Origin of the sequence: Amycolatopsis sp. cmx-4-83, assembly GCF_046548815.1 — a bacterium.
Lineage (GTDB): Bacteria > Actinomycetota > Actinomycetes > Mycobacteriales > Pseudonocardiaceae > Amycolatopsis > Amycolatopsis pretoriensis_A.
Genome location: NZ_JAEBEF010000005.1, coordinates 455900 through 474112, shown reverse-complemented (window position 1 = coordinate 474112; position 18213 = coordinate 455900). Strand labels below are relative to the sequence as shown.

Annotated in this window: 20 protein-coding genes; 10 read left to right on the top strand and 10 right to left on the bottom strand. The window is 70.4% G+C overall.

Features of this window, described 5'->3' with window-relative positions; genetic code table 11:
* The first annotated feature begins 42 nt into the window (after window positions 1–42).
* Window positions 43–669 carry a TetR/AcrR family transcriptional regulator gene (locus tag ACLJQM_RS18035; protein ID WP_410632085.1) on the top strand — a complete coding sequence of 209 codons (627 nt, stop codon included), beginning with the start codon at window positions 43–45 and terminating at the stop codon, window positions 667–669.
* Window position 670: 1 nt separating this feature from the next.
* On the opposite strand, the gene ACLJQM_RS18030 is transcribed toward ACLJQM_RS18035, so the two are convergent.
* Entirely contained in the window at window positions 671–1411 is a 741-nt protein-coding gene (locus ACLJQM_RS18030) for an SDR family oxidoreductase (RefSeq protein ID WP_410632084.1), read from the bottom strand.
* 74 nt (window positions 1412–1485) lie between these two features.
* On the opposite strand from ACLJQM_RS18030, the gene ACLJQM_RS18025 reads away from it, so the two are divergent.
* Window positions 1486–2043 (top strand): TetR/AcrR family transcriptional regulator, encoded by a 558-nt coding sequence (locus ACLJQM_RS18025; protein WP_410632083.1) that lies wholly within the window; start codon window positions 1486–1488, stop codon window positions 2041–2043.
* On the opposite strand, the gene ACLJQM_RS18020 is transcribed toward ACLJQM_RS18025, so the two are convergent.
* Both ACLJQM_RS18020 and ACLJQM_RS18015 read right to left on the bottom strand, forming a co-directional pair.
* Complete coding sequence (locus tag ACLJQM_RS18020) at window positions 2040–2540, bottom strand: hypothetical protein (RefSeq protein ID WP_360765165.1); 501 nt, start codon at window positions 2538–2540, stop codon at window positions 2040–2042. The two genes, ACLJQM_RS18025 and ACLJQM_RS18020, sit on opposite strands and share 4 nt — an antisense overlap.
* Before the next feature lie 46 nt (window positions 2541–2586).
* Complete coding sequence (locus ACLJQM_RS18015) at window positions 2587–3177, bottom strand: TetR/AcrR family transcriptional regulator (RefSeq protein ID WP_247018936.1); 591 nt, start codon at window positions 3175–3177, stop codon at window positions 2587–2589.
* Between the two features lie 155 nt (window positions 3178–3332).
* Here ACLJQM_RS18015 and ACLJQM_RS18010 point away from each other — a divergent pair, with 155 nt between their 5' ends.
* From ACLJQM_RS18010 to ACLJQM_RS17990, 5 genes are all read left to right on the top strand, one after another.
* Entirely contained in the window at window positions 3333–4145 is an 813-nt protein-coding gene (locus tag ACLJQM_RS18010) for an SGNH/GDSL hydrolase family protein (protein ID WP_360765171.1), read from the top strand.
* A 147-nt stretch (window positions 4146–4292) separates the two neighbouring features.
* Window positions 4293–5906, top strand: a complete 1614-nt coding sequence (locus ACLJQM_RS18005) for a carboxyl transferase domain-containing protein (RefSeq protein WP_410632082.1) — start codon at window positions 4293–4295, stop codon at window positions 5904–5906.
* A gap of 2 nt (window positions 5907–5908) precedes the next feature.
* Window positions 5909–7894 (top strand): acetyl/propionyl/methylcrotonyl-CoA carboxylase subunit alpha, encoded by a 1986-nt coding sequence (locus tag ACLJQM_RS18000; RefSeq protein ID WP_410632081.1) that lies wholly within the window; start codon window positions 5909–5911, stop codon window positions 7892–7894.
* Window positions 7891–9045, top strand: a complete 1155-nt coding sequence (locus tag ACLJQM_RS17995; protein ID WP_360765180.1) for an acyl-CoA dehydrogenase family protein — start codon at window positions 7891–7893, stop codon at window positions 9043–9045. The genes ACLJQM_RS18000 and ACLJQM_RS17995 overlap by 4 nt, the downstream gene beginning before the upstream one ends.
* Window positions 9046–9097: 52 nt before the next feature.
* Window positions 9098–9484: a hypothetical protein gene (locus ACLJQM_RS17990; protein ID WP_410632080.1), complete on the top strand. Its 387-nt coding sequence runs from the start codon at window positions 9098–9100 to the stop codon at window positions 9482–9484.
* A 9-nt stretch (window positions 9485–9493) separates the two neighbouring features.
* Here ACLJQM_RS17990 and ACLJQM_RS17985 read toward each other — a convergent pair whose 3' ends face one another.
* From ACLJQM_RS17985 to ACLJQM_RS17975, 3 genes are read right to left on the bottom strand one after another with little or no spacing between them, the layout of a single operon-like run.
* Complete coding sequence (locus ACLJQM_RS17985) at window positions 9494–10843, bottom strand: hypothetical protein (RefSeq protein ID WP_410632079.1); 1350 nt, start codon at window positions 10841–10843, stop codon at window positions 9494–9496.
* Entirely contained in the window at window positions 10840–11175 is a 336-nt protein-coding gene (locus tag ACLJQM_RS17980; protein ID WP_360765188.1) for a hypothetical protein, read from the bottom strand. The genes ACLJQM_RS17985 and ACLJQM_RS17980 overlap by 4 nt, the downstream gene beginning before the upstream one ends.
* Before the next feature lie 15 nt (window positions 11176–11190).
* Window positions 11191–11733 (bottom strand): YbaB/EbfC family nucleoid-associated protein, encoded by a 543-nt coding sequence (locus ACLJQM_RS17975; protein WP_410632078.1) that lies wholly within the window; start codon window positions 11731–11733, stop codon window positions 11191–11193.
* 147 nt (window positions 11734–11880) lie between these two features.
* Here ACLJQM_RS17975 and ACLJQM_RS17970 point away from each other — a divergent pair, with 147 nt between their 5' ends.
* The 3 genes from ACLJQM_RS17970 (at window position 11881) to ACLJQM_RS17960 (ending at window position 14477) form a co-directional block, all read left to right on the top strand.
* Window positions 11881–12393 carry a GNAT family N-acetyltransferase gene (locus ACLJQM_RS17970; protein ID WP_410632077.1) on the top strand — a complete coding sequence of 171 codons (513 nt, stop codon included), beginning with the start codon at window positions 11881–11883 and terminating at the stop codon, window positions 12391–12393.
* A gap of 59 nt (window positions 12394–12452) precedes the next feature.
* Window positions 12453–13298, top strand: a complete 846-nt coding sequence (locus ACLJQM_RS17965) for an SDR family oxidoreductase (protein WP_410632076.1) — start codon at window positions 12453–12455, stop codon at window positions 13296–13298.
* Window positions 13299–13409: 111 nt separating this feature from the next.
* Window positions 13410–14477: an alpha/beta fold hydrolase gene (locus ACLJQM_RS17960; RefSeq protein WP_360765199.1), complete on the top strand. Its 1068-nt coding sequence runs from the start codon at window positions 13410–13412 to the stop codon at window positions 14475–14477.
* On the opposite strand, the gene ACLJQM_RS17955 is transcribed toward ACLJQM_RS17960, so the two are convergent.
* The 4 genes from ACLJQM_RS17955 to ACLJQM_RS17940 are packed head-to-tail and all read right to left on the bottom strand — an operon-like array spanning window position 14466 to window position 18140.
* Entirely contained in the window at window positions 14466–15338 is an 873-nt protein-coding gene (locus ACLJQM_RS17955) for an N-acetylmuramoyl-L-alanine amidase (protein WP_410632075.1), read from the bottom strand. The genes ACLJQM_RS17960 and ACLJQM_RS17955 overlap by 12 nt on opposite strands.
* 3 nt (window positions 15339–15341) lie before the next feature.
* A complete protein-coding gene (locus ACLJQM_RS17950) occupies window positions 15342–15572 on the bottom strand; it encodes a hypothetical protein (RefSeq protein WP_410632074.1) in 231 nt (76 codons plus the stop codon).
* A 47-nt stretch (window positions 15573–15619) separates the two neighbouring features.
* The gene (locus tag ACLJQM_RS17945) at window positions 15620–16822 is read right to left on the bottom strand and encodes an acyl-CoA dehydrogenase family protein (RefSeq protein ID WP_247018960.1); all 1203 of its coding nucleotides are present in this window, start codon (window positions 16820–16822) and stop codon (window positions 15620–15622) included.
* A gap of 22 nt (window positions 16823–16844) precedes the next feature.
* Window positions 16845–18140, bottom strand: a complete 1296-nt coding sequence (locus ACLJQM_RS17940) for an acyl-CoA dehydrogenase family protein (RefSeq protein WP_360766188.1) — start codon at window positions 18138–18140, stop codon at window positions 16845–16847.
* Window positions 18141–18213 lie beyond the last annotated feature (73 nt).

The following is an 18213-nucleotide window of genomic DNA, read 5'->3' as shown; positions in this document are numbered from 1 at the left end:
AGAACGCATGAAACAATCTCCGTCAAGATGTAAAGTCGGCGCATGCGCGATCTCCTGAAGCACGCGCTCGAAGCCGAGCTCCCCGGCGACGAGACCTCGGAACGGATCATGGGTGCGGCGCTCACCCAGGCGGAGGACTTCGGGCTGCGGCGGTTCACCGTCGACGACGTCGCGCGCCGCGTCGGGCTCTCGCGGGTGACGATCTACCGGTACTTCCCGAAGAAGGACCAGCTGCTCAACGCGCTGATCCTGCGGGAGATGAAGCGGTTCTTGACGAAGGTCGACGCCGTCGTCGAGGCGCAGGGCTCCCCGGAGGAGAAGCTCATCGAGGGGTTGAGCTTCTCCCTCGGGTACCTGCGCGGGCACCGGCTGCTCAACCGCCTGCTGCGCACCGAGCCGGAGCTGATCCTGCCGCACCTGACCGTCCAGGCCGGCGGCCTGTTCGCGGCCGCGCGCGCCCGGATCGCGGCGCACTTCCACGCGGAGATCGCCGCCGGGCGGCTCAGCCTGCCCGCCGAGGACGTCGACGGGATGGCCGAGCTGCTGATCCGCATCGTCGTGTCGCTGGTGCTGACGCCGGACACGGTTCTGCCGGTCGACGACGACGTCCAGCGCCGCCGGCTGGCGGAGCTGTACCTGGCGCCGATCGTCCGCTCGCTGCGTCCTTGACTCAGCCCTGCCGCGTGGGCCGGATGGTGAGGTCGCCGATCTCGACGTCGTCGGGCTGCTCGATGGCGAACGCGATCGTCCGCGCGACGGCGTCGGGGCTGATGCCGAGCGCCGCCATCGCCTGCTGGGCCTGCTCGCGCTGTGCGGGATCCTCGACGTGGTCGACGAGTTCGGTGCGCACGAACCCCGGCGAGATGGACGTCGTGCGCAGGACGCCGTCGGTGGACTCCTGCCGCAGTGCCTCCAGCAGTGTCCGCACGGCGTTCTTGGTGCCCGCGTAGACGGCTTGGGCCGGGACGATCTTCAGTCCCGACGTCGAGACGGTCGTGACGAAGTGGCCGCGGCCCTGCGCGCGGAACACCGGGAGCGCGGCGGCGATGCCGTGCAGGACACCGCGGAGGTTGACGTCGATCATCGCGTCCCAGGCGTCGACGTCGAGGTCGGCCACCGGCGCGATCCGGGCGACACCGGCGTTGGCGACCAGGACGTCGAGGCGTCCGAAGCGGTCGACGGCTCGCGTGACGAGCCGCTCGAGATCGGCGCGCCGCGTCACGTCGACGTCCAGCACCTCCGCGCGGCCGCCGTCGTCGCGGATCTTTCGCGCGAGCGCCTCCAGCCGGTCGGTGCGCCGGGCGCCGAGCACCACCGCCGCCCCGCGGCCGGCGAGTTCCCACGCGGTCGCTTCGCCGATCCCGCTGCTCGCGCCGGTGATCGCGACGACCTTGTCCAGTCCGTTGGTCATGGGGTCCTCCGTTAAACTGACAACTGTCCGGTTAACCCTACCGGACAGTTGTCCACTTATGCGAGGAGAGTGCCGTGGCCGGTCGTGAGCGCCGTTCGGACGCCGTCGCCAACCGCGACCGGATCGTCGAGGCCGCGCGGGCGGAACTGAGCGAGTCCAACGGCGCGGTCGACGACCTGAAGCTGCACCGGGTCGCCAAGGCCGCAGGCGTCGGGCAGGGCACGCTCTACCGGCACTTCCCGACGCGCGAGCACCTGCTGGCGGAGGTCTACCGGGCCGAGCTGACCCAGCTCGTCGACACGGTGGCGCCGTTGCTGGCGGAGCATTCCCCGCTCGGCGCGCTGTCCCGCTGGCTGGAGCGGCTGGTCGAGTACGCGCGCGTCAAACGCGGCGTGATGGCGGCGATCGAGGTGCCGGCGTGGCAGGACCTCTACTCCGGCCAGCACCACCGGCTCGACGAAGCGCTCGAAACGCTGCTGGACTGGGGAAAGGTCGCCGGGGAGATCCGCGCCGGGGTCGACGCCGCCGATGTCATCCTGCTCCTCGGAGCGCTGTCGCGGATCCCGGAAGCCGAGTGGGACGAGCGGGCACCCCGGATCGTGGCGGTGATCGTCGACGGCCTCCGCGCCTAGTCCGAGACCGCTTCCGAGATCCAGGGAGCTACCGGCAGGTCGCGGTCCAGGCACTCGACCGACAGCCGGATCGTCCAGCGCAGCGCCTGCAGCACCAGGCTGTCGACCTCGTCCGGGGCCGCGTTGGCCAGTGCGATCTCCACCTGTTCCTGCGCCGCCTCCGTGTTGCCGTGCACCTCCGCGAGCAGCGTCCGCACCGCGGTCCGCACCGGCGGGTCGGCCTGGTCGATCGAGACCTCTTCACCGTCCTCGTCGAAGACCTGGACCTTGACCGGCGCGCTGCCGCCGTCGCCCAGGGTGGCGACCATCGCGCTGCACTCGCCGAACAACAGCAGCATCAGCGCCTTGGTCTCGTCCGCGCGGGCCTGCGGCTCGGCGGCCGTCGGGGCGACCTCGACGAGGGCTTCCGCATCGTCGCCGAGGCTCAACGCGGTCAGTGCGCGCTGTGCCTTCTCGACGAGCTTTTGCTCGTTCCAGTCCGCTTCCACGTGCCCCATCAAACACCAGCCGCGCCCCTTGTGGGGATACCTTGATCCGGGACGGTCATCCCACCGCGCGAAGGGCACCCAGCGCGAGCCGGGAGAGCAGCTCGGCGAGCTCGCCGTCACCGAGATGGCGGTTGTACGGGGTCGAGTTGATCAATCCGAACACGGCGTGTGCCGCCGACCGCGCCTGTCGTTCTCCCAGATCCGGCATCGCTTCGCGGATCGCGCCGACCCACACCTCGACGTACTGGCGCTGCAGCGCGCGCACCTGCTTGCGGTCGGCGTCGGTGAGGTTCGCGAGGTTGCGCTCCTGGACGGTGATCAGCGCCGGGTGGTTGAGCGCGAAGCCGACGTGGAACGCCACGAGGCCGGCCAGCGTGTCGTCCGGCGTGCCCGGCCGGGCGGCCCACTTCGTGCCGCCGTCGAGCAGGTAGCGGCTGATCGAGTTCAGCATCTCGCCGAGGATCGCGTCCTTGCTGCGGAAGTGCCGGTAGAGCGCCGGACCGGAGATGCCGACCGCGGCCCCGATGTCGTCGATGCCGACGCCGTGAAAGCCGTGGTGGGCGAACAGCTCGGCGGCCGCGGACATGATCTGTTCGCGTCTGTTCGCCTTCTCGCCGTTCACGAGCGGAGTGGGGTTCGCCGGCATCCGGCCATATTAAGGCCCCAAGTTAGCGACCGCTAACACCCGTTCCCTCCTTCCGATGTAAGCCGAGTGGGTTACCTACGGGTAACTAGGGGTTCCTTGTGGGGCTTCCACCTGCTGTCCTATTCGGGCTGGCTCTGTCACAAAGGAGTGACCCCATGGCTGTTCCCGCCCGCAAGTCACGTCGATTCTTCCTACGGTTGAGCACGGCCCTGGGGGCCGTCGTCCTCGCTTCTCTCGGTGTGACGGGCCTCGCCCAGGCCGCCGGGACCGTTTACGCCGCGGTCGGCGACTCCTACTCCTCGGGGGTCGGAGCCGGCAGCTACGGCAGTTCCGGCAGCTGCTACCGCAGCTCGAAGGCGTACCCGCAGCTCTGGGCCAACGCCCACAGCGGCACCTCGTTCACGTTCCTGGCCTGCTCCGGCGCCCGCACGGGTGACGTCATCAGCCAGGCGAACTCCATCCCGTCCAACGCGACCCTGGTCACCGTCACCGTGGGCGGCAACGACGCCGGCTTCAGCGACGTGATCCAGACCTGCACGCTCGGCAGCGACTCGGACTGCACCAACCGGGTCAACACGGCGAAGACCTACGTCAACAACACGCTGCCGCCGCTGCTGACGAACACCTACAACGCGATCAAGGCCAAGGCGCCGGGCGCCAAGCTCGTCGTCCTGTCCTACCCGCGCTTCTACACCGTGCCCGGCTCCTGCTGGGTGGGGCTGAGCGACACCAAGCGCTCGGCGATCAACTCCGGCGCCGACACGCTGGCGTCGGTGATCCAGTCGCGCGCGGCTTCGGCGGGCGCGACCTTCGTCGACGTCCGCTCGTCGTTCGTCGGGCACAACATCTGCTCCTCGGCCGACGACTACCTGCACAGCCTGACCTGGCCGGTGATCGAGTCGTACCACCCGACCGTGGCCGGGCAGTCCGGCGGCTACTACACGCCGCTGCGCGCCGCGATCGGCTGATCTTCCCCGCGAGTTCGTGAAGGCCACCTCGAGGAAGCCCCCGCTTCCTCGAGGTGGCCTTCACGGCATTCCGGCGACTGGACAACCCACGTTAGCGGTCGCTAACATCGGAGCGGAGGTTAACGACCGCTAACTTCGAGGGAGCCCATGGACACGCCGGCACTGGGGACGTCTGCAGCCCCGGACAGCGAGGCCTACACCCGCAACGCGACGTCGCACGCGGAGCTGGTCGAGGACCTCCGCAAACGTTTGGGGAGCGCCCGGCTGGGCGGGCCCGAGAAGGCGCGCACCCGGCACGTCGAGCGCGGCAAGCTGCTCCCGCGCGACCGCGTCGACACGCTGCTGGACCCGGGTTCGCCGTTCCTGGAACTGTCGCCGCTGGCCGCGAACGGACTGTACGACGACGAAGCGCCGTCCGCCGGGATCATCACCGGGGTCGGGCGCGTCTCGGGGCGCGAGTGCGTGGTCGTCGCGAACGACGCCACCGTCAAGGGCGGCACGTACTACCCGATGACGGTGAAGAAGCACCTGCGCGCGCAGGAGGTCGCCCTCCACAACAACCTGCCGTGCGTCTACCTGGTGGACTCCGGCGGCGCGTTCCTGCCCCGGCAGGACGAGGTCTTCCCGGATCGTGAACACTTCGGCCGCATCTTCTACAACCAGGCGACGATGTCCGCGCGCGGCATCCCGCAGATCGCCGCGGTGCTCGGCTCGTGCACGGCGGGCGGCGCGTACGTCCCGGCGATGAGCGACGAGGCCGTGATCGTCCGGAACCAGGGCACGATCTTCCTCGGCGGCCCGCCGCTGGTGAAGGCCGCGACCGGCGAGGTCGTCACGGCCGAGGAGCTCGGCGGCGGCGACGTCCACTCGCGCCAGTCCGGCGTCACCGACCACCTGGCCGACGACGACGCGCACGCGCTGCGGATCGTCCGGTCCATCGTGTCCACGCTCGGGCCGCGCGCGCCGCGCCCGTGGGACGTGCTGCCGACCGAAGCGCCGGCCGTCGACCCCGCGGAGCTGTACGGCGTCGTCCCGACCGACCCGCGCACACCTTACGACGTAAGGGAGGTGATCGCGCGGATCGTCGACGGCAGCCGGTTCGGTGAGTTCAAGAAGGAGTACGGCGCCACGCTGGTCACCGGCTTCGCCCGGATCCACGGCCACCCGGTGGGCATCATCGCGAACAACGGTGTGCTGTTCGCCGAGTCCGCGATGAAGGGCGCGCACTTCATCGAGCTGTGCGACAAGCGCTCGATCCCGCTGCTGTTCCTGCAGAACATCACCGGGTTCATGGTCGGGCGCGCGTACGAAGCCGGCGGCATCGCGAAGCACGGCGCGAAGATGGTCACCGCGGTGGCCTGCGCGCGCGTGCCGAAGTTAACGGTCGTTATCGGCGGCTCGTTCGGCGCCGGGAACTACTCGATGTGCGGCCGGGCGTACTCGCCGCGCTTCCTGTGGATGTGGCCGAACGCGCGGATCTCGGTGATGGGCGGCGAGCAGGCGGCGTCGGTGCTCTCGACGGTCCGCCGCGACTCGATCGAAGCCCGCGGCGGCGAGTGGTCCACCGAGGACGAAGAGGCGTTCAAGGACCCGATCCGCGAGCAGTACGAAGCCCAGGGCAGCCCGTACTACTCCACCGCGCGGCTGTGGGACGACGGCGTGATCGACCCGGCGGACACCCGCACGGTGCTCGGCCTCGCCCTCTCGACCGCGGCGAACGCGCCCCTGTCCGATGTCAACTACGGCGTCTTCCGGATGTGATCATGTTCGACTCAGTACTGGTCGCGAACCGCGGCGAGATCGCCGTCCGGGTCATCCGCACGCTGCGGGCGCTCGGCATCCGCGCGGTCGCGGTGTACAGCGACGCCGACGCCGAGGCCCGGCACGTCCGCGAGGCGCACACCGCCGTCCGCATCGGGCCGGCGGAAGCCGCGAAGAGCTACCTGTCCATCCCGGCCATCGTCGACGCCGCGGTGTCCTCGGGCGCGCAGGCCGTGCACCCGGGGTACGGCTTCCTCGCGGAGAACGCCGAGTTCGCGCGGGCCTGCGAGGCGGCCGGTCTCGTGTTCATCGGCCCGCCGGTCGCGGCGATCGACGCGATGGGCGACAAGATCCGCGCGAAGGCGACCGTGTCGAAGGCCGGCGTGCCGGTCGTGCCCGGCGCGTCCGACGTCGACATCCCGCCCGGCGGTTTCGCGGAAGCCGCGGCGGAGGTGGGCTACCCGCTGCTGCTCAAGCCGTCCGCGGGCGGTGGCGGCAAGGGCATGCGGCTGGTGCACGCCGCCGACGAGCTGGACGCGGCGATCGAGTCCGCGCGGCGCGAGGCCAAGGGTTCGTTCGGCGACGACACGCTGCTGATGGAGCGGTTCGTCACGACGCCGCGGCACATCGAGATCCAGGTGCTGGCCGACGAGCACGGCCACGTCATCCACCTCGGCGAGCGCGAGTGCAGCCTGCAGCGGCGGCACCAGAAGATCATCGAGGAAGCGCCGTCGGTGCTGCTGGATCCCGCGACCCGCGAAAAGATGGGCTCGGCGGCGGCCGAAGCCGCGCGCTCGGTCGGGTACGTCGGGGCCGGCACGGTCGAGTTCATCATGTCGGCGCACAACCCCGACGAGTTCTTCTTCATGGAGATGAACACCCGGCTCCAGGTGGAGCACCCGGTCACCGAGCTGGTCACCGGCCTCGACCTGGTCGAGTGGCAGGTCCGGGTCGCGGCCGGGGAACACCTGACCGTGAAGCAGGAAGACGTCGTCCTCACCGGACACGCCGTCGAAGCGCGCGTGTACGCCGAAGACCCGGCACGGGGGTTCATCCCGACCGGCGGCACGGTGCTGGCGGTGCACGAGCCGGCCGGCGACGGCGTCCGCGTCGACTCGTGGATGACGCGCGGCGCGGTGATCGGCTCGAACTACGACCCGATGCTGGCCAAGGTCATCGCGTGGGGCCCGGACCGCGCGGCGGCGCTGCACCGGCTCGACCTGGCGCTGGCGGACACGGCGCTGCTGGGCGTCGGCACGAACACGGCGTTCCTGCGCGGGCTCTTGGCCGACGCCGATGTCCGCGCGGGCAAGCTCGACACCGAGCTGGTCGACCGGCGGCTGTCCACTTTGGTCTCTTCCGACGTGCCGGCGGAGTTCTTCGTCGCGGCCGCGCTCGACCGGTTCCTGGAGCTGCAGCCGTCCGGATCCGTGGTGGACCCGTGGGACGTGCCGGACGGCTGGCGGATGGGCGGCTCCGGCGGGGTCACGTTCCGGCTGAAGTCCGGCGCGGCCCGCGCGGTGGTCCGGGTGCAGGGGACGCCGTCCGACGCGACCGTCGTCGTGGACGACACCGACCCGGTGCGCGTCTCGGCCCGGCGCGACGGCGATGTCCTGGAGATCCGGCACGCCGGCGGGTTCCACCGCTACCGCCACGCCTGCGGCCCGGACCGGACGGTCTGGCTGGCCCGGGACGGCCGGAGTTTCCCCTTCGGGGAGCAGGGGTTCGTGCTGTCGTCGCGCGGCGAGGCCGCCGGGGCCGGGCCGGTCACCAGTCCGATGCCGGGCACCGTGCTCGTCGTGAAGGTGGCGGCGGGCGACGTCGTCAAGGCCGGGACGCCGTTGCTGGTGGTCGAAGCCATGAAGATGGAGCACACCGTCACCGCGCCGGTCGACGGCGTGGTCAGCGAACTCCCCGTCCGGGTGGGCCAACAGGTCGCGCTGGACGAAACCCTTGCCGTCGTAACGCCCCAAGAGGAGCAGCAGTGATCGACTTCCGCCTGGACGAGGAGTACGAGGCCCTCCGCAAGACCGTCGAGGACTTCGCGCACGCCGAGGTCGCGCCGGTCATCGGCGAGCTGTACGAGAAGGAAGAGTTCCCGTACGCGATCGTCGCGAAGATGGCCGAGATGGGCCTGTTCGGCCTGCCGTTCCCCGAGGAGTTCGGCGGGATGGGCGGCGACTACTTCGCGCTCTGCCTGGCTTTGGAGGAACTGGCCAGGGTCGATTCGTCGGTCGCGATCACGCTGGAGGCCGGGGTTTCCCTCGGCGCGATGCCGATCTTCCGGTTCGGGACGCAGGAGCAGAAGGAGAAGTGGCTCCCTTCGCTCTGTGAGGGTACCGCCCTGGGGGGCTTCGGCCTGACCGAGCCGGGCGGCGGTTCGGACGCGGGTGCCACCCGCACCCGCGCCACCATGGACGGCGACGAGTGGGTCATCAACGGCAGCAAGGCGTTCATCACGAACTCGGGCACGGACATCACGCGCCTGGTCACCGTCACCGCGGTGACGGACGTGATGGAGAACGGCCGCAAGGAGATCTCGGCGATCATCGTCCCGTCGGGCACGCCGGGCTTCGAGGTCGCGCCGAAGTACTCGAAGGTCGGCTGGAACTGCTCGGACACGCACGAGCTGTCCTTTTCGGACGTCCGCGTCCCGGTCGAGAACCTGGTCGGCACGCGGGGTCGCGGGTACGCGCAGTTCCTGTCCATTTTGGACGAGGGCCGGGTCGCGATCGCCGCGCTGTCGGTGGGGCTGGCGCAGGGTTGCGTGGACGAGAGCCTGAAGTACGTCAAGGACCGCGTGGCGTTCGGCCGGCGGATCGGGGAGTACCAGGCGATCCAGTTCAAGATCGCGGACATGGAGGTCCGCACGCACACGGCCCGGCTGGCGTACTACCAGGCGGCGTCGAAGATGCTGCGCGGCGAGCCGTTCAAGAAGGAAGCCTCGATCGCGAAGCTGGTGGCGTCGAACGCGGCGATGGACAACGCGCGCGACGCGACGCAGATCTTCGGCGGCTACGGCTTCATGAACGAGTTCCCGGTCAGCCGCTTCTACCGCGACGCGAAGATCCTGGAGATCGGCGAGGGCACGAGCGAGGTCCAGAAGATGCTGATCTCGCGCCACCTCGGCGTCGCCTGACGTAACGCGCGAGCCGCCACCGGCGAAAGTCCCCGGGGAACGAGGGGGCTCGATGAAGCGGATCGCGGTCATCGCGGCGGGGTTGTGCCTGGTGGCGGCGTGCACGCCCGCGGCGCCGGCCGACGACGGCTCGGAGTTCGACGAGCCCTCGCCACCGGTCACGACGGTCACCTTGCCGACACCGAGCCCGACGCCGACGGCGTTCCCGGACGGCTTCCCGAAGGTCGTGCCCGTGCGGTCGCTCCCGGCTCGCTTGCGCGACCAGTACCGCGCCGGCGGCGCGACCGAAGCCCTCCAGGTCGCCCCCGGCGTCTGGTCACCGGTGCAGGGCGCAGCAGCCATCGTGAACCCTCGAGTTCTCGACGGCTACTGCGCCTCGGTCGAAGCGTTCGAGCGGCAGTACCGGGCCGGGGCGAAGTACTCCGGCACTTGCTGGTGAAGCCCGGCGCTACTTCGGCTGTTGCTGCTGTTCCTTCTTGTCTTCCTCGGCCCAGGCGGCTTCCGCCTGCATCTGGATGTCGGTGAGGCCGCGGTCGACCTGCACGATGTCCTTGCCCGCCCAGCCCACGAAGTTCTTCGAGCTCTTCGCGTCGGAGAGGGCTTTCAGCATCGGGTAGTAGTCCGGTGCCTTGGCCTTGAGCCAGTCGTCGACGAACTTCATCTTCTTGTAGCTGTCGCCGAACTTGGTCTTGAGCCAGTCCTCGTGCTTCTTGATCGTCGAGATGTCGTGGTCGCTCAGGTGCGACTTCGGCGGCGGCGGCTTCGGCGCGGGAGCCGGCTCCGGCGGCTTCGGCAGCGGCCGCGAGAAGTTCGGCGTGGTGCCGTCGCCCGGGGGCCGGGTGCTCGGCGTCGCGCCGCCTCCGGGCGGGCCGTCGTGCGTGACCGCCGTGCCCGGCGGGGGCAGCGGCCGCGAGAAGTTCGGCGTCGTGCCGTCGCCCGGCGGCCGGGTGGTGGGCGCGGCGCCGCCACCAGGGCGGTCGTGGGTGATCGCGGTGCCCGGCGGCGGCATCGGCGTCATCTCGTGGCCCGCGCCCGACGAACCCGGCTTGCCCTTGACCAGCTTCGACAGCCCGGTGAGCCGTGCCAGGGTGCGGCCGGCGTAGGCCACGACCTTGGCGAGCTTCGCCATCATCGCCGCGACCTGCACCGAGACCGTCGCGACGCACTTGGTCACCCCGACGGCGATCGACGCGCCGAACGTCGGGATGGCGAGAGCGAGGGCGATCAGCATCGTTGAGATGATGTCGCCGAGGATCGTCGTGATGATGTCGCGCAGCAGCGAGCGGACCGCGCCGATCAGCGCCCCGGTGGTCTCGACCATGTAGCCGGCGACGTCGGCCGCCTTGGCGTTGGCGTCGATCCAGCCCTTCCGGTCGTTGATCGACTTGAGGAAGCTGTCGTAGCCCTTGCCCTGCCACTGGGTGATCGTCGACTTGAGGGTCTCGTCCAGCTCGGTGCCGGTGTTGCGCAGCGACTCGCCGATCTTGTGCAGCTCGTTGGCGACCTTCGTGACCTCCGAAGGGTTGCCCGCGACCTGGTCCAGCGGCCACTTCAGGAACGAGACGTGCTCGATCAGCCAGCCGAGCCCCGCCGCGATCAGCTTCGCCAGCGGGTCCATCGCGAACGCGACGGTGTCGAGCACGGCGCTGATGACGTTGATGCCCAGCTCCACGCTGACGGCCGCGAGGTCGCCGCCGTGCTCGGTCTGGACCTTGCCGATCGAGTCGCCGACCTGCTTCCAGCTGTCGAAGACGCCGGCGCCCGTGGTGGAGTTCGCCGACGTGATGGGGACGGTCACTTGCCCAGCTCCGTTTCGAAGGTGCTCAAACCCTGCGCCGTGTTCGAGTCGTGGGTCGCGTAGGTTTCGCCGGCCTTCTTCACGTCCTCGGCGGACTTGCCGATGTCGCCCACCAGTTTGGTGATCTCACCCGTGATCACGGCCATCGTGACCCGCGACGGCACGGCGAGCACCTGCGCGAGCAGGATGCCGAACGCGGCGTTGTCGAAGCCGTTGGCGGCCTGCATCCGGTTCGCGGCGTCCTGCACCGCCGGCTGCGTGGTGCCCGACAGGAACTGGCTGAACTTTTGCAGCTCGGCCGGGTCGACCGAGAAACCTTCTCCGGAAACCACCGGTTCTCCTCCGTACTACCAGGGGTTGCTTTCGCCGTCGTCCTCGTCCGGCGCGGGCCGCGGGCGACGACGCGGCGGAGCTTGCGGCGGGGGCGGCGGCGTGCGGTGCGGCGGGGCGGGCGGGCGCGGCGTGCGGTCCTCCGCCTCCTGCTCCGGCATGAACACGTCGCTCTTGCCCGGCGGCGGCGTGCTCTCGTCCGGTTCGGGCGGGGGCAGGAACTCGTCGAGCAGTTCGCGGGCGGCCGAGCTCTCGCCGACCATGCCGCTGAAGGCTTCGGCGACTTCGGCCGAGACCTTCTGCTGCGCCTTGCCGACCAGCTGCATCACCAGACCGGCCAGCGCCTGCGGCGGACGCTCGTACGCACGCGGGCCGAACCGGAGGTCCTGCAGGACCCCGCTCGGGCCGAGCGTCACCGACACCGAGCCGTCCGGCGACTGCACGCTGGCGGTGGCGGACCGCAGCTTTTCCTGCGCCGCCGCGGCTTTTGCCTGGATTTCCTCGAGTTCGACCGTGAACGCGGCCAGCGGATCGCCGCCGCCGGGCACTGACTGTGTCAATTTGTCCTCGTCGCGAGAGAGGTCGTGAACGGAGGAAGTCAATCAGCGCTCGTTGAAGCTCGGATGACACGAAGCGAGCCGCCGGTTGAACGCGGTGTGGATCGCCGAAGTCGGCCCGCGCGTACGCCCGGTGCGGTAAACAAGGGCATGGACAACACCGTCATCCGATCGGGCGATTCCGGGGACGTCGACACCCTGCTGGGTTTCTTCGACGAAGCCGTCGAATGGCTGGTCGCGCGGGGCAGCTCGAAGCAGTGGGGGACCGAGCCGTGGAGCCGGGTCCCGAAGCGCGTCGAACGCGTCAAGGGGATGGCCGCGGACCCGGGCCTGCGCGTCGCGGTGGTCGACGGCGAGCCCGCGGGCGCGCTGATCGTGTCGGAGGAACACGACCCGCACGTGCCGGCGGTTGACGAGCGTGAACTTTACGTCCGCCTGCTGATCACGTCCCGGCGCTTCACCGGCCGTGGCGTCGGGGCGAGGCTGATCGAGTACGCGCTCGACGAGGCGCGGCGACGCCGGATCGACCTCGTGCGCGTCGACTGCTGGGCCGGCGGCGACGGTGAGCTGCAGCGCTACTACGAGAGCCAGGGCTTCGTGCCCACCGTGCAGTTCCACGTCGAGGAATGGGTCGGGCAAGTCCTCGAGCAGCGCGTGGGGTAGCGCGATCGCGGGTCAGGGGTGACACTGTTGACGAAGTGCCAACAGACGAAGGGGTCGCCATGGCCGAGGAGCTCGCGGGCAAGGTCGTCGTCATCACCGGCGGCGGGCAGGGGATCGGCGCGGCGACCGCGTCGGCGCTGTCCCGGCTGGGCGCGAAGGTGGTGATCGGCGACCTCGACCAGGTCCGGGCCAAAGACACAGTCGCCAATCTGGACGCCGAGGCGCTCCCGCTGGACGTCACCGACATCGCCGGGTTCACCGAGTTCCTCGACGAGGTCGAACGCCGCCACGGCCGCATCGACGTGCTGATCAACAATGCCGGGATCATGCCGCTGGCGCACCTCGAAGAGGAGAGCGACGCGACGACCCGGCGTCAGCTGGAGATCAACCTGCACGCGGTCATCCACGGCACCCGCGAAGCGATGAAGCGGATGCGGCCGCGCCGGTCCGGGCACATCGTCAACGTCGCTTCCTTCGCGGGCAAAGCGGGTTTTCCGGGCGCCGCGACGTACTGCGCGACGAAGCACGCCGTCGTCGGGCTGTCCGAAGCGGTGCACCTGGAGCTGCACGGGTCCGGCGTGCGCATCTCGTGCGTGATGCCCGCGATCGTCCGGACCGAACTCGCGAGCGGGCTCGGCGAGGCGAAGCTGTTCAAGTCTTCGCGCCCGGAAGACGTGGCCGACGCCATCGTGGCCACGCTGCGCAAGCCGCGGTTCGAGGTGTTCGTGCCCCGATCCGTGGGAACTATGGGCAAGCTCACCCGGCTGCTCCCGCGGCGGGCGGGCGAAGCGCTGGCCCGCGCGTTGAAAGCCGACCAGCTTTTGGCTTCAGCGGCCCATTCCCCGGCTCGCGCGGAGTACGAGGCGCGCGCCGCCGAGAGCGCGCCCGGGGCGGGCACGGAGTAACTCGGACGGCCTAGCGACTGTCCGATTTGGACGTGGGCGCTGTTGAGTCCACCGGCCTGACCGGGCAAGATTGACCGGAAGTGCCCGGGACGTCGCAGGAGGCTCGAGAAAATGGTTTCACCGCCCGCACGACTGGCCGCCGCGGCGTCGAACGTGGTCGGCAAGGTGCTGCACGGCGGGGTCGCCGACCTGCGCCCGATGCCGCGGGTGCTGATCGACCAGGGTCCCAACCGCTCGCTGTACCGGATGACGCACAGCAGCCGCCCGGTGTCCGGGCCGCCGGTCCTGCTGGTGCCGCCGCTGGCCGCGCCGGCCATCTGCTTCGACCTGCGCCGCGGCTGCAGCCTCATCGAGCACCTGGTCGAGGGCGGCCGCAACGCCTACCTCGTCGACTACGGCGTGGTCGCGTTTTCGGACCGGCGCCTGGGCATCGAGCACTGGATCGACGAGGTCCTGCCGCGCGCGATCCGCAAGGTGAGCGCGGACGCGGGCGGCCAGGACGTGCACCTGGTGTCGTGGTCGCTCGGCGGCATCTTCTCGCTGCTGGTGAACGCGGACCAGCCGGACCTCCCGATCGCGTCGATCACCGCGATCGGTTCGCCGGTCGACTTCACGGCGATCCCGATCGTGGCCCCGTTCCGCCCGCTGGTCGACCTGACGAACGGCCACCTGCTGACCCCGATCTACCGCGCGTTCGGCGGCGCACCGTCCTATTTGGTCAGCCGCGTGTTCCGCGCGACGGGCATCAGCAAGGAGATCACGAAGCCGATCGCGATCTTGAAGAACCTCGACGACCGCGACTACCTCGCCCAGATCGAGGCGGTCGACCACTTCATGAGCAACATGTACGCCTACCCCGGGCGGACGTTCGGCCAGCTGTACCACCGCCTGTTCCGCACGAACGACCTGGCCGAGGGCAAGGTCGACCTGAACGGGCGGATCATTTCACTGTCGTCGGTGCGGGTCCCGACGCTGGTGGTGGCGGGCGAGAACGACACGATCGCCCCGCGGCCGTCGGTCGAGCGGGTGGTGGAACTGCTGGACAAGGCCCCGGAGGTCCGCTTCAAGACCGCACCGGGCGGCCACCTCGGCGTCCTGACCGGCCGCAAGGCCCGCGGCACGACGTGGCGCTACCTGGACGAGTTCCTCGACGACCAAGCCGCGGCTTCAGCCGACTAGGTCGATCTCGAACGGCTCCGCCGCGCTGTAGCGCACGTCCGCCCACACCGCGCCCGGCACGCCGTAACGCCGGTGCGACGTCAGCTTCGCGTCGTACCCCGGCACCTCCCCGGGGTTGTGCCCGACCCCCGCGCGATCAGACCCCCACGCGAAGATGGCCGGTACCCACAAGGGTTTCGCGGAACCGTCACCGCTCAACCGGGGACGCACCACGATCGCCGCGCCCTCGCTGCCGGACAGGAAGACGCGGACCGTGTGCTCGCCGTCGTCGGGCGGGGTGACGGTGATGCGTTCCAGGAGCTCGACCTCCACCCCCAGCGGCCCGGCGCCGGCCGGGTTGGCGGCTCGCTCGCGCAGCCACCCGGAGTCGATGCCCACGGGATCGATCTTGCGGCCGGCCGGCAGGCAGACGTCCTTGTGCCCGGCGTACCGCTCGACCCCGCGCGACATGTACCGCAGCAGCGCGGCGACGAGCTTCGGGTAGGCGTCCCGCTGCGCGTCCGTCCAGCCCCCGGCGCCCGCGGACTCCGCTTCGATGCCGAGGAATTCGTCGTTGACGTCGAGGAACCCGAGCCACCGCGACGCACCGGCGTGGTACGCGCCGCCGGCGGCGACGACGAAGATGGTCCCGCTGCGCCCGAGCCCGAGGTTGCACAGCGGCCCGGCGAGGTCGGCGCGCCCGTTGGTGACGATGTCGAGCGAGGGGTAGTCCCCGGGCGCGGAATCGGCGGTGGCGGTGTGGTGCCCCACGACGCCTTCGACGACGCGCATGCCGCCGTGCCCGCGGGTCTGCCACCCGGGCACTTCGACCACGGGGTACCCGGTGCTGCGAGCGGCGTCGACGAGCCAGGGAACGTACACGGCTCAGCCCTCCGGCTCGTCGTACACGCCGGCTTCGGCTTCGGTGTCGGGCGCGTGGGGATCGGCGATCCGTTCGGCGAGCGCGGTCCGGGCTTCGTCGAGGTCCTTCGGACCCTGCCGATCGGCGTCCCAGCCCTCGGCATCCCATTCCTGCGGCGACTTGATGGGGGTGTCATCCCCGGGCCGGTGCACGACGGCAGCGGCGAGGAGCGTGGTCTCGATGTGTTCGGTCACGATCGGCCTCCGGCACCCGAGGGTACCGGAGGCCGGCCGCGGACGACCTACTTCAGCTCGGCGCTGGACTTGCCGAGGACGCGGCGAGCCACGATCAGCTGCTGAATCTGCTGCGTCCCCTCGAAAATGTCGAGGATTTTGGCGTCCCGAGCCCACTTTTCGAGCAAAGACTCTTCGCTGTAGGCCCCGGTCAGCTCGACGCACTTCAGCGCGATCTCCACCACCGAACGCCCGGCCTTCGCCTTGGCCATCGACGCCTGCAGCGAGTTCGGCTTCCGGTTGTCCGCCATCCACGCGGATTCCAGCGTCAGCAGGTACGCCGACTCGTAATCCGCTTCCAAGCGGAGGAATTCGGCCGCCGCCGCGTGCTGGGTGTTCGCCGGGCGGTCGTAGTCGATGGTGACGCCCGCGGCTGTCAGGATCTCGCGCGTCTCCTCCAGCGCGGCCCGCGCGACGCCGATCGCCATGGCCGCCACCAGGGGGCGCGTGTTGTCGAACGTCTGCATGACGCCCGCGAAACCCTTGGCCGTGTCGATTTCCGGCGTGCCCAGCAGGTTTTCCGCCGGGACGCGGCAGTTTTCGAAGCGCAGCACCGCCGTGTCGGAAGCGCGGATGCCGAGCTTGTGCTCGACGCGCACCACCTCGAAGCCCGGCGTGCCCTTCTCCACCACGAACGACTTGATCGCCGCGCGGCCCTTGGACTTGTCCAGGGTCGCCCACACGACCACCGCGTCCGCGCGCTCGCCCGACGTCACGAAGATCTTCTCGCCGTTGAGGACGTAGTGGTCGCCGTCGAGGCGGGCCGTCGTGCTGACCGCCGCCGAGTCCGAACCGAAGGCGGGCTCGGTGATCGCCATCGCCGCCCACATGCCGGAGAAGCGCTCCAGCTGTTCGTCGGTCGCGACCGAGCCGATCGCCGCGTTGCCGAGGCCCTGACGGGGCATCGACAGCAGCAGGCCGACGTCGCCCCAGCACATCTCGATCGTGCCGAGGACGACGTTCAGGTTGGCGCCGTTGCGGTTGCCCTTTTCCTTCTCGGGACCGGAGCGCCGGACGCCCGCCGCGCCCGCGCCGCCCTCGCCGGACGAGTTCAGCCCGTCCAGCAGCGCCGCGAACATGTCGAGCTCGGCCGGGTACGTGTGTTCCGCGCGGTCGTACTTGCGCGAGATCGGCCGGAACACCTCGGCCGCGGCCTGGTACGCCTGGTTGATCAGCGCGCCGGCCTTCTTGGGAGCTTCCAGGTTGATCATCGTTAACGCCTTTCGCGAAAGCCTAGAGAAGGACGGCGCCTTCCATGACGCCGATGGCACGCAGGTCCCGGTACCAGCGCTCGACCGGGTGCTCCTTGACGAAGCCGTGCCCGCCGAGCAGCTGCACGCCCGCGTTGCCGATCTGCATGCCCTTGTCCACGGCCAGCTTCCGCGCCAGCGCGACCTCGCGGGCGTAGGACTTGCCCTGCTCGGCCCGCGACGCGGCGCGCAGCGTCACCAGCCGCAGGCCCTCCAGCTCGATCGCGATGTCGGCGACGGAGAACGCGACCGCCTGCCGGTGGCTGATCGGCTCGCCGAACGCCACGCGCTCGTTGACGTAGGGGACGACGTAGTCGAGGACGGCCTTCGCGGTGCCGGCGGCCAGCGCCGCCCAGCCCAGCCGCGAAAGCCGGACGAGGTCGGTGAAGACGTCGAGCTTGCCGCCGCCGAGCAGCGCGCCCGCGGGCAGCGACACCTTCTCCAGGTGCAGCTTGCCGGTCGCGGCGCCGCGCAGGCCCATCGCCGGCTCGGCCTCGATGGTGACCCCGGCGGTCGACGACTCGACCAGGAACAGCGCCGGGCCGCGGCCTTCGAGGTCGGCCGACACGATGAACAGCTCCGCCTGCGCCGCGCGCGGGACCAGCGTCTTCACGCCGTCGAGCTGGTAACCCTTGGGCGTGCGACGCGCCTTCGTCGCGGGCTTGAAGGGGTCGTACAGCGCCTTCTGCTCCTGCAGCGCCAGCGCCGCGGCGGGGACGTTCTCGCCGACGAACGCGGGCAGGTAGTCGGCCTGCTGCTGCTCGTCACCCCAGCTGACCAGCGCGGTGCTGACCGCGGACGGCGCGAGCACGGCCACGGCCAGGCCGAGGTCGCCGTGCGCGAGCGCTTCCGCGACGAGCGCGTTGGTCACCACCGAGCGCTCGGTGCCGACACCGCCGAGCTCCTCGGGGATGCCGACCAGGCTGATGCCCAGCTCGGCGGCCCGGCTCAGGAGTCCCTCGGGTGCCTCGAGCTTCGCGTCGGCGTCCGCGGCGGCCGGCCGCAGCTGCTCGGCGGCGAACTCCGTCACCGTCTCGACGATGAGCTGCTGGTCCTCGCTCGGCGTGAGGTCGAACAGCCCCGTGTCGGCGGACGGCGCGAGCCGGGCGGGCTTGCCCAGCTTCTGCACCGACTTGAACGACCGGGTCGCCGCGCCGGCGACGCGGAAGCCGTTGCGGGTCCCCGCGGTGACCAGGTCCTCGAGGGGCTTGCGCAGCCCCGCGCGGTCGACGACCTTGCTCCCGGCCAGCCGGGTCAGCGCGGACAGGCCCCAGCCCATCGCGTCCCGTTTCCTTGGCGCAGCCATGTGGCCCTCCATCCGTTACCTACTCGCGAGTAGGTTAACGCGGGAG

Coding starts and splice junctions, on each gene's coding strand:
- ACLJQM_RS18000 (WP_410632081.1), top strand. CDS start 5,909: ATGTTCGACTCAGTACTGGTCGCGAACCGCGGCGAGATCGCCGTCCGG.
- ACLJQM_RS17940 (WP_360766188.1), bottom strand. CDS start 18,140: ATGGGCTGGGGCCTGTCCGCGCTGACCCGGCTGGCCGGGAGCAAGGTC.
- ACLJQM_RS18020 (WP_360765165.1), bottom strand. CDS start 2,540: ATGGGGCACGTGGAAGCGGACTGGAACGAGCAAAAGCTCGTCGAGAAG.
- ACLJQM_RS17960 (WP_360765199.1), top strand. CDS start 13,410: ATGGTTTCACCGCCCGCACGACTGGCCGCCGCGGCGTCGAACGTGGTC.
- ACLJQM_RS18030 (WP_410632084.1), bottom strand. CDS start 1,411: ATGACCAACGGACTGGACAAGGTCGTCGCGATCACCGGCGCGAGCAGC.
- ACLJQM_RS18005 (WP_410632082.1), top strand. CDS start 4,293: ATGGACACGCCGGCACTGGGGACGTCTGCAGCCCCGGACAGCGAGGCC.
- ACLJQM_RS17970 (WP_410632077.1), top strand. CDS start 11,881: ATGGACAACACCGTCATCCGATCGGGCGATTCCGGGGACGTCGACACC.
- ACLJQM_RS17965 (WP_410632076.1), top strand. CDS start 12,453: ATGGCCGAGGAGCTCGCGGGCAAGGTCGTCGTCATCACCGGCGGCGGG.
- ACLJQM_RS18010 (WP_360765171.1), top strand. CDS start 3,333: ATGGCTGTTCCCGCCCGCAAGTCACGTCGATTCTTCCTACGGTTGAGC.
- ACLJQM_RS18015 (WP_247018936.1), bottom strand. CDS start 3,177: ATGCCGGCGAACCCCACTCCGCTCGTGAACGGCGAGAAGGCGAACAGA.
- ACLJQM_RS17945 (WP_247018960.1), bottom strand. CDS start 16,822: ATGATCAACCTGGAAGCTCCCAAGAAGGCCGGCGCGCTGATCAACCAG.
- ACLJQM_RS17990 (WP_410632080.1), top strand. CDS start 9,098: ATGAAGCGGATCGCGGTCATCGCGGCGGGGTTGTGCCTGGTGGCGGCG.
- ACLJQM_RS18035 (WP_410632085.1), top strand. CDS start 43: ATGCGCGATCTCCTGAAGCACGCGCTCGAAGCCGAGCTCCCCGGCGAC.